This is a genomic window from Alteromonas sp. McT4-15, assembly GCF_020515205.1.
In the GTDB taxonomy this organism is placed as follows: Bacteria; Pseudomonadota; Gammaproteobacteria; order Enterobacterales; family Alteromonadaceae; genus Alteromonas.
Genome location: NZ_JAJALG010000010.1, coordinates 106,373 through 114,770, shown reverse-complemented (window position 1 = coordinate 114,770; position 8,398 = coordinate 106,373). Strand labels below are relative to the sequence as shown.

Genomic DNA, 8,398 nt, shown 5'->3' with positions numbered 1-8,398 from the left:
GTATTAAAGTCATCCACGAGCGTAGGTTTAATACCCGCTTTCGCTAACACCGTAAGTAGACCTTCCCGACGGCCTTGGGTTTCAGCGCAAAATAGCACTTTAGCGCCACTTGCGGTGGCGCTTTGTACGGTTGCCATCAAGCGTTCCGCAGGTATTTTTTTCTGTGCGTTGATGGCGATATCGTCAAGCAATTCACATCGAAGGTTAGTGGTGCCGACTTTTTCATCTAATACTCTGCTTGAAAGCGATGCCCGAGGCCATTGCTTAATGGCACCAAATAACTCATTTATTGGTAAAAATAGCTCGTCAGGGGCGAGTAGGGGACGTGCTAAATTATAGCGATACTGCTCGTAACGCTCTTGCACATCGGCCCAAAAAAACTCGCTGGCATCTTGCACGTCACCATGTAGCAATAACAAACTTTTAGGGTGCAAATAGTCAAATAAGGTGGCGGTTTTCTCAAAAAACAGTGGGAGGTAATATTCAATGCCACTTGGCATGGTGCCTTTACTAACTTGAGCAAACACGCTTTCAGACGCGTTGTTAGCATCAAATTTCGCCAGAAAATTTTGTCGAAATAACGTAATAGCGTCTTTGTCTGTGGGAAACTCTCGGGCCGGCAACAAGCGAATTTCATTAACCGCTTCACCTGAACGTTGTGTCTCGGTATCAAAATAGCGAATTGAGTCAATTTCGTCGTCAAATAAATCTATGCGAAACGGTTGGTCGCTCCCCATTGGGAACAAATCAATAATACTGCCACGAACAGAGAATTCGCTATGACTCATTACCTGGCTAACATGCAAATAACCAGCTTGCTCTAAGTTGCGCCTAAATTGATCCCTATCTAGCGTATCTCCTTTATTTAGCATTAGCAGATATTTGGCAAGGTAATCGGTAGGCGCCAAACGCTGCATCAGCGTATTAACCGGCACAATGAAAATACCGTCTACCTGTTGGGTAAATCGAAATAGGGTTTCAAGACGCTGCGAAACAATATCTTGGTGTGGTGAGAATGAATCGTAGGGCAGTGTTTCCCAATCAGGAAACAACGTAATCGGTGTATTAGCCAGTCGCTTGTTATCGCCTACGCCACCTTTTAGGAAAAATGCTATTTCCTTTTCCAGCTTCATGGCAGAAGGCGTATCTGCAGTAATAAGTACAATAGGACCACTATACTGATTTAGCGCCTGGCTGATACACAGCGCGGCGCTACTACCTTGTAGTTGACCCCACTGTTTATGATCTTGTGATGATGCGTCTTTTTTCGGCGCTGGTAAAGGCAGCGATAATAAGCTAGCTGTCATGACTTCCTATTTTTAAAATTCACGTAATACCAATTAATACGGCGATATATACTGCTAAAAGTACCTTTTAGGATCCCGAACGTTTTTCTTGTGCCCGTTTTCTAAGCTGCAATGTTTGAATGTGCAAACTTGCCCGTACAAGTAATTCCTGATCGGGTTCGCGAATAGTCGTAAATATAAACGCAGTATGATAACCCGTGTCAGTTTGCTCGCAACTAATGACTTCGCCATAACAAAAAATTGCGGCAGCTTCGGCATCAAGAAATAATTTAAGTTCAGCGTGCTGTCCTACGTTTAGTGGCGATTGCATGTCAACAATAACGCCACCGCCACCAAACTTGACCGACTTAAAGCGATATTCAGGTTCGTCCTGTTGGTGAAGCACAAACGACATCATAAGGTCGATTTTTCGCGATTGATGATTGAGGTAATCGGCTAAGGTTTCTGCGTGTTCGCTTAAATTCCGCAACGGGCGCAGCGCTTGAGCTTCAATTGCCGCCATTTCGCTGGCAATGCGAAACGCATAGGGCATTGCTTCCTCTATTCCCTCTTCATCGGGTACGGGTTCGCCTTTTTCAAGCGCACGTACATTGACATTAATACCATGCGTGATTGAAAAATATTCGTCGAATTGGGCTTGTTTTTGTTCTAGGCTTTGCTCGCTCACTTCATTCCTCTGCCACTAATTCTTGTGCAGCCAGTAGCTTACACGTAGTATAACCACTTTACTATTTCGGGTTTACTGCTTTGCAACATAAACCTACTCTCGCCAGCTTTTTGCGTCATGGTTAATAGCATAGTGAATGGCGAGGCATATTACCGTATTACTTTCAAAACAAGGCGCTATGTTTTCTTCTTTCTATCCGCTTTCTGCATTTATTGCTTATCGCTACGCTAAATCGAATAAAGCTAGCCAGAACAGCTTTGTCTCATTCATTAACCGTTTCTCAGTAGCAGGCATTGCGCTTGGTCTTATGGCGTTAATCATTGTCGTGTCAGTGATGAATGGGCTCGAAGGCCAATTGAAGCAACGTATTTTGGGCATTGTTCCCCATATTGAGTTAGCCACGCCGTTAAACACGCAGTCCCAAGTAGTGGGTGTAACAGCTTCAATGGCATTTCGCGAAGCAGAAGCCGTGGTGCAAAGCCGTACGGATTTGCGTGGCGTACAGATACACGGTGTTGAACCAAACGCAATGCTGATGCATACCATGGTAGCGAACAAACTGGAGCAAGGAAGATTCGAAGATATTACACCCAACAGCTTTCATGTTGTTATTGGACGAGCACTTGCGGTCAAACTTGATGCCCGGGTAGGAGATCGCATACGCGTAATGGTAGCAGGTGCCAGCGTATATACGCCTTTTGGTCGAATGCCAAGCCAGCGCCTTGTCACGGTGGCGGGTATTTTTGATATGGGGTCTAAAATGGACGATAAAGTCATCTATATGCATCTTGATGATGTAAATAGGTTGCTTCGTGACCCTAAAGGAGAAGGTATTTCACAGCGTCTGTTTTTAGATGATGCATTTAACTACCTCGCTGTGGTTGAACAGCTAACCGAATCATTTCACATAGACGCCGCGCAAATTAAAACGTGGCGAGAGCGTCAAGGGCCATTATTTGATGCCGTGAAAATGGAAAAGAATATGATGATGCTGATGTTGCTGCTAATTATCGCAGTGGCTGCATTTAATATAGTGTCAGCATTGGTAATGGTTGTAACTGAAAAGCAAGGTGACATAGCGGTTTTGCAGACACAGGGCATGCTACCAAGCACCATTATGTGGATTTTCGTTTTAAATGGATTGTTTAACGGCGTAAAAGGTGCTGCGATTGGGCTGTTGTTAGGTGTAGTGGTAACTCTTCAACTAAACAATTTTTTGGCACTTATTGGTTCGCCCCTGGCGTTATCGGCAGATGGCAGTGGTTTGCCAATTGAGATGAATATGGTCCAGATAGTCAGCATAACAGGGCTGTCACTATTACTTTGTGTCAGCGCCAGTATCTATCCGGCAAGAAAAGCGATGAAAATTCAGCCGTCCCAGGCACTGCAAAACGAATAATTCATTGAATTTGCCGTGCAAAATAGGTTGAAATTCACTATACTCGCGGTCTTTTAAATTTTGCCCAGTGAGACGTCATGAACAAGAATTTTATCACCTCGCAATCGCTTTTACAGGATTCCTTTCGCTTAGCGTCAAAGGTGTATGAAGATGGCTTCCGTCCAGACTTTATTATTGGTATCTGGCGTGGTGGTGCTCCAATTGGTATCGCGGTTCAGGAGTTCTTCGAGTTCAAGAACACGTCAACAGACCACATCGCGGTGCGTACATCGTCGTACTATGGTATCAATAAGCAGTCTAAAGAGATCCGTGTTCACGGTTTGCACTATCTGGTAGAGAACGCAAACGCAGATGATAAGTTGCTTATTGTTGATGATGTATTCGACTCAGGTCGCAGTGTAGAAGCACTTATTAAGCAAATTAATAAACTTATGCGTCTTAACATGCCAAAAGACATCCGTATTGCGTGTCCTTGGTATAAGCCGCAAAACAATACCACTGACTTAGTACCAGACTACTACGTGAACGAAAGTGACGAGTGGTTAGTGTTTCCACATGAAATTGCAGGCCTTTCTGAAGAAGAAATTCGCGAAGGTAAAGGCGAACTTGCTGACGTAATGGATATCCTGTTTCAAAAGTAAGCTGCACGCACTCTACCTATAAAATCAAAGCCTCAGACATTCGTTTGGGGCTTTTTTATATCTAACATGTTAGTGGTTTTCGGGCTATTTGTGCCGTCACCCTCACGGTCAATCTACGGTGCTGTTACATTAAGTCAGGTGTTGGAAAGGTGAGGGTGAACGTAGTGCCAACGTTAACTTCGCTGTCCACCGAAATTGTGCCGCCCATGGCTTCGACGATAGAAAAAGAGATATAAAGTCCCAACCCAGTCCCTTTACCTGTTGGTTTTGTGGTGTAGAAGGGTTCAAATAGCTTCTGTAACGCATGTTTTTCTATTCCACATCCAGTATCTGCGACTTGCAAAACCGTTGTATTATTTTGTTTGTCGTGCCAAGAACGAATAGTAAGTGTGCCACCGTCTTCCATTGCTTGTGCTGCGTTTACAAATAGGTTTACCAATATTTGATTTAACTTGCCGGTTTTACCCTTAATCGCTGGTGGTTCATTAAGGTACTGACAAATCTCAATTCTGTGTTTCAGTTCGCTGTTCACCAAGCGCAGTGCGTGTGCTACACAGTCATCGACATTAACTGTTTCATCATCTGCAATATCAGCGTCGTGAGAAAATGATCGCAAACTGGTTATGATTTCGGTTACGCGCATTAGGCCTTCTTCTGACTCTTCACAAATATCTGCAATTTCGTCACTTAACGAGTCGAGCTTATTTTGTTGCGCCCAAGTTGTAGCGCGGTCAGCTAGCTGTGCTCGCTCTTGTTCTGATGAACTTTTGGCTAGCGATACAACAATATCTTGCATTGTCGATAAGCTAGGTAAAGTGTCTTTTAAAAAATGTATATTGCTATTAATAAACGCAATGGGGTTATTTATTTCATGCGCAACACCCGCCGCGAGCAACCCCAGTGACGCCATTTTTTCAGAATCAATAAGGCTTTTTTCAACTTGCGCTTTCTCTTCTTTTAACCGAACCGTTTCAAGCGCCATGAGTTTGGCTTGAACACTCATGGCCATTTGCTCAGTGAACGTACGATAGCGGTTAGCCATTTCTACATATTCCTGTGTGTAATAGCCCAAAGTATTGTGACAAAACACAATAACCGCATGTTGGGAGTGCACTTTAAAAGGACAGTACAACACCGAGGTTACAGAGATATCGAATGTATCAAGGTGCGCCTGCCACGTTGGCTGCATTTTGATATTGAACAGGGCGACGGGGGTGCTCTTTATGGCTTTTGATAATGTTTCATCGATGTCCCACAGTGAGTCTAACAACGGCGAAAAAGTACTGTTAGTGCATCGCATTTTTCCCTTACTATCGTTTTCAAGCACAAAACATACTTCATAGTTATAGAGGCTTTTAAAAATTCCAAACATCTTCTTATAAAGCTCTTGTTCGCTGGTAGCGGTCAGCAAAGCTCGCGTACCCGCTAACAAGGCATCACTTTCTTTCTTATGGGCTTCAGCTTGCTCTTTTAGTCGATAAACGAGGGCAAGATCTTCTAAAACGTTTTCGTAATCTTTATTCATTTTGAAAACACAACAGCTGAAATCATCAAATTGCCATGCCTGTTTTTGCCATCAAGGAATCGTCCTTGTTCGCCAAAAGTGAATGGGCCGCATATGGGCAAACCGTCAAACTTTACTTGCAGGTTTTCAATCATAGGTACAATGGCATCTCCCACCATAAGCCTACAACCTGCGCAGTAAATCATAAGCACACCCACAGGTGTTTTATTTTGCGGAAGAAGCATAATTGCGTTAGTAATCACCCGTTCTGCACGAGATGTGAGGCTATCAATATTGCCTTCCATGAGGGTTAATACGTCACCTTCGTGTACTTCTGAAAAAACGTTGAGGCTACCATCAAGGCAAACTTCATCAGGATGGCAAAGCAAATAATTAAACGCGCCGTTTTCCAGCTCGACGGGTTTACCCAAAGGTGCTGATGACGTGAGCCCTAAAATTTGCCCGCCACTGAGCTCGTTTTCAATGAGGTTGTTGGTAGCACTGTTATAAATCTGACTTGCGGATTGGCCGTTTAATGCTGCTAAATTTCTTCCACGAGCTGATGTTACCGTAAACACTGTTTCAGTAGGTTTGTAACCAGAACTGTAACTTAAACCCAGTGGAGTAGAGGGGTACAACACACAGACCGCTATTGTATTAGCCCCACAAGTATTTGCAGTTGCAGTGCACCAATTGCCCTCCACGGTATTGTCTGCTGTTGAACCACCAAAAATGGGCACCTGTTCTCCTACGACGCTGGCAAAACCTTCCAGAATACGTTCCTCTTCGCCAGGCGGTAACGCACACCATATCAATGCTGGACTTTCATAAGGCCTAGCGGCATTCGCAAGGGCTTGTTCAAGTGCCCGAGCGCCTGCGTTGAAAGGCTCACTTTGATTAGTCATTTCGTTGTACAAAGCGGCACTACCCACGCCGTAAGCACCTTGGCTGTCATCAATACAAAATAAAGAGATGTCGGCATTCGCTTTTGCCGTTTCAGCATTACAATGCAGAGCGCCAAGACATGATGTGGCCAGCATAAAGGAAGTGGTATGAGCACAGAAAACTTGCTGTATTTGCTCTGAATTATGTATGCAGTTGCTATAGGCGATAACTACAGAGTAATTGTGAGTGCTCAACAGCTGGTTTAATTCCATATTGAGCGCTTCTGTTGAATGATGTTTTAAAGAGTGGGTGATTATCTGCATACAGACCTACTAGTATTCCAATGCCCCTAAAAGCATAGAAAATTTCTATCACTTTCTTATTAAACATTAGTTCAAAGTTGCAGTAGTTGCGTTGAAAGATGCAGTTGTTTATTAAAAGATAAGACGTTACTTGTCTAAATAGAATTTATCGTGAAAAGTGTATACCCATGTTGGCTGATAAATGACGAGTAATGTAATCGCCATTCCATTCAAAAGTGCCTCTGGGAATACCAATAGGGGAATCAGCAAAACGTAGTTGTCGAAAATGACGTCCCATGGGTAAGTACCTTCGGTGTAGTAAAACAAACCCAGGGTAAGTGTTTTTAGCGCTATGGAAAGTGCCGCAGGGAAAAACGCACATAAAAAAATATACACGAACAATTGTCTGGTAATACGATGAAACGACAACATGTAAAACAGGTAAGTAACACCTATTGGGAGGATAGTGCCGACTAAGCCGTTTACACCAATATTTTCCCAAGCGTTAAACCCAACGCTTGTTGAACCCAGTAATGTAATAAAAGCAGTAATTATAGCGAGGCGAAACCCTAGCATAAGGGTTACAACAGACAGACCTAGAAAATGAACATCTAAGCCGTCGTAAATGCCAGCCTTGAAAAGCCACAGCACAAACAAACTTGCAGCACTGCCAAATACTAAGTGCTGCTGATGTTTATTTTTAAGGAAGTGAGCCACATCAAGGTGTTTTAGTGCACCAACTAAAAAGCCGCTGTATACCAAAAGGGCAATGGTTTGAAGTGTGCTCACTACAATTCCTGTTAAATTTAAACGTTAGCTAGTCGCTGTACACTGCCCAAATTGGCGCGTGGTCTGAAGGCTTTTCAATGCCTCGAAGTACGTAATCGATACCCGCATCGGTCAACTTAGTGTGCAATGGCTTTGTCGCCAAAATAAGGTCAATACGTAGGCCTCTATTGTCATTGAACCCCTTTGAACGGTAATCAAACCATGAAAACTTATCATCTGTTTTCGGATTCAAGGCACGAAAACTGTCTTCAAAGCCCCAATCGATAACGGTATTTAGCCACTCGCGCTCTTCAGGCAAAAAGCTACACTTACCTGTACGCAACCAGCGTTTACGGTTTTCTTCGCCAATACCAATGTCTAAGTCAGTGTGTGAGATATTAACATCACCCATTACAATGACTTGATCATCTGGCGTATGATTACCATTGAGGTAAGCCATCAAATCTTGATAGAACTTGCGCTTAGCAGGGTACTTAGTTTCGTGCTTTTCATTTTCACCCTGCGGGAAATAGCCATTTAAAATTGTAACTGGCTTGCCGCTGTCATCTGTTGTCTTCAACATGATCATGCGGCGTTGTGCATCTTCATCGTCACTTGGAAAGCCCATGGTTACTGACTCTGGCTCTTTTTTAGCGAGAAAGGCCACGCCGTAATGACTTTTTTGGCCGTGAAAATATACGTGATAACCCATAGCCTCTACGTCTTTCACAGGAAACTGTTCGTTATGCACTTTAATTTCTTGCAAGCCAATAATATCTGGCTGGTGGGCATCAATTAACGCTTGAAGCTGATGTAAGCGAGCGCGGATACCATTAATGTTAAATGAGATTACTTTCATGCGTTCTTTTGTATTAATAAGTTTGGCGCAAGTTTACCAGAAACAACGCAATTACCAATTCGCTAT

7 protein-coding genes and 1 pseudogene are annotated in these 8,398 nt (G+C 43.4%); 2 read left to right on the top strand and 6 right to left on the bottom strand.

The window, feature by feature from the left end:
- Together LHL20_RS10055 and LHL20_RS10050 are read right to left on the bottom strand one after the other, a co-directional pair.
- Window positions 1-1,307 (bottom strand): annotated as a pseudogene (locus tag LHL20_RS10055) (transcription-repair coupling factor); the annotation flags it as partial.
- A 67-nt stretch (window positions 1,308-1,374) separates the two neighbouring features.
- Entirely contained in the window at window positions 1,375-1,974 is a 600-nt protein-coding gene (locus LHL20_RS10050; RefSeq protein ID WP_159625097.1) for a PilZ domain-containing protein, read from the bottom strand.
- Window positions 1,975-2,110: 136 nt separating this feature from the next.
- Here LHL20_RS10050 and LHL20_RS10045 point away from each other — a divergent pair, with 136 nt between their 5' ends.
- On the top strand, window positions 2,111-3,373 hold the full coding sequence (locus LHL20_RS10045; RefSeq protein ID WP_226433210.1) for a lipoprotein-releasing ABC transporter permease subunit: 1,263 nt from the start codon (window positions 2,111-2,113) through the stop codon (window positions 3,371-3,373).
- A gap of 77 nt (window positions 3,374-3,450) precedes the next feature.
- Window positions 3,451-4,014: a phosphoribosyltransferase gene (locus LHL20_RS10040; RefSeq protein WP_202265170.1), complete on the top strand. Its 564-nt coding sequence runs from the start codon at window positions 3,451-3,453 to the stop codon at window positions 4,012-4,014.
- 124 nt (window positions 4,015-4,138) lie between these two features.
- Here LHL20_RS10040 and LHL20_RS10035 read toward each other — a convergent pair whose 3' ends face one another.
- The 4 genes from LHL20_RS10035 to xthA form a co-directional block, all read right to left on the bottom strand.
- The gene (locus LHL20_RS10035; RefSeq protein ID WP_226433209.1) at window positions 4,139-5,539 is read right to left on the bottom strand and encodes an ATP-binding protein; all 1,401 of its coding nucleotides are present in this window, start codon (window positions 5,537-5,539) and stop codon (window positions 4,139-4,141) included.
- On the bottom strand, window positions 5,536-6,726 hold the full coding sequence (locus LHL20_RS10030) for an FIST signal transduction protein (RefSeq protein WP_226433208.1): 1,191 nt from the start codon (window positions 6,724-6,726) through the stop codon (window positions 5,536-5,538). The genes LHL20_RS10035 and LHL20_RS10030 overlap by 4 nt, the downstream gene beginning before the upstream one ends.
- 126 nt (window positions 6,727-6,852) lie before the next feature.
- Window positions 6,853-7,494, bottom strand: a complete 642-nt coding sequence (locus LHL20_RS10025) for an energy-coupling factor ABC transporter permease (RefSeq protein WP_226433207.1) — start codon at window positions 7,492-7,494, stop codon at window positions 6,853-6,855.
- 28 nt (window positions 7,495-7,522) lie between these two features.
- Window positions 7,523-8,332, bottom strand: a complete 810-nt coding sequence (gene xthA / locus LHL20_RS10020) for an exodeoxyribonuclease III (protein WP_226433206.1) — start codon at window positions 8,330-8,332, stop codon at window positions 7,523-7,525.
- Window positions 8,333-8,398: the final 66 nt, after the last annotated feature.